The sequence below is a fragment of the Arthrobacter sp. JCM 19049 genome (assembly GCF_001310435.1).
On sequence record NZ_BAXF01000559.1, the window covers coordinates 1 to 1303 of the forward strand.

Sequence of the window (1303 nt, forward strand, 5' to 3'; positions counted from 1 at the left end):
CTTGGCGACCGAAAGCTTGGCGCGCGGCTCGTCCGGCTCCTGGGTGCTGGGCTTGGCCAGGTTCAGGTAGGCGGCCAGCCGGTCGGCGACCGAGGTCGGGTCGGTGAACACGTCAATGGTCCACAGCGGCACGTACCGCCAGCCGTTCGTCTCGAAGAAGTCCGGACGCAGCCGGCTGCGCTCGCGCACCGTCAGGTGGCTGTAGTGTTCGGTGCCGTCGTACACCACGGCCAGCGGCGGGATCTGCCCGGACTCGGTTTCCAGCACGTGGGCGGACAAGTCCAGCACCCCGCGGTAGTCCTCGGTGACGATGGCGCCGCGTTCACGCAGCCGCTTGGCCAGGTCGGCCACCAGCGGGTCGTGGCGCAGCGAGCGGTTGGTGCTCACCCCGGAGTCCCCGGCGTGCACCCGGCCGAAGAGCTCGAAGAACTGCTTGGCCCCACGGTACACGCGGTTCAGCTCCACGTCCTCGGGCAGCAGCCCGGAGACCAGGACCATGCGCTTGCGCGCCCGGGTCATCGCTGCAACGAACAGCGAATCCCCGTCGCTGCGGGAGAGCGCACCAAATTCGTGCAGCGCCTTGCCGTGCGGGGTACGTCCATAACCCCAGGCGAAGATCACCGCGTCACGGCGCAGCCCGATCAGCCGGTCCATGGTGGTGACCACGAACGGTTCGTGGCTGGCCCGGAAGTGCTCCATCGCGTAGCGGTGGTTGGGCAGCTGCACCCGGATCGCCTCGGCGATCGCGGCGGCGTGCACCCGGTTGGAGGCAATGACCGCCAGCGACTCGTGGCCGTTGCGCCGGAAGTGGCTGAACACCAAGTCCACCACCGCGGCGACTTCCGCCGCCGTGGTCTGCACGCCCTCCTCGGAGCTGGACAGCGTCCCGGTGGCGTCCGGCACATAGTAGCTGGACAGCCGCGGGGCGGTGTAGGACAGCGAACTGGCCCCGGGCAGCCGGGAGAGCTTGTCCTGGTAGTAGGCGTGGGAGAGCTGTTCGACCAGGCCTTCGTCGATGCCGCGGTAGACGGTGGACAGGGTCTGGGTGACCAGCACCTGGTTCAGCGCCTGCAGCGCGGAGATTTCGGTGCCGCGTTCGGCGACCCGGGCGGTGGGGTCCACCGACACCTCGAACGGCTTGGGGCCGCCGAGCATGGTGTCGCCCACGGCGATGACCTGGCTGGAGCGGCGGATCGCGTCCAGCACCTCACGCAGGTCAGGTAGTTGGCCTCCAGCAGGATCACCGCGTCAAAGTCTGCCTCCTCGGGCAGCGCGGTGCCCAGCAGCAGCGGGGCGGCCACCC

1 protein-coding gene and 1 pseudogene are annotated in these 1303 nt (G+C 69.5%); both read right to left on the reverse strand.

What is annotated here, in order from left to right:
* A pseudogene (locus JCM19049_RS14440) lies at positions 1-1155 on the reverse strand (DNA helicase); the annotation flags it as partial.
* Positions 1062-1303 (reverse strand): hypothetical protein (locus JCM19049_RS21140; RefSeq protein ID WP_279403284.1); only part of this gene is annotated, 242 nt, incomplete at its 5' end. The gene JCM19049_RS21140 and the pseudogene JCM19049_RS14440, both read right to left, overlap by 94 nt.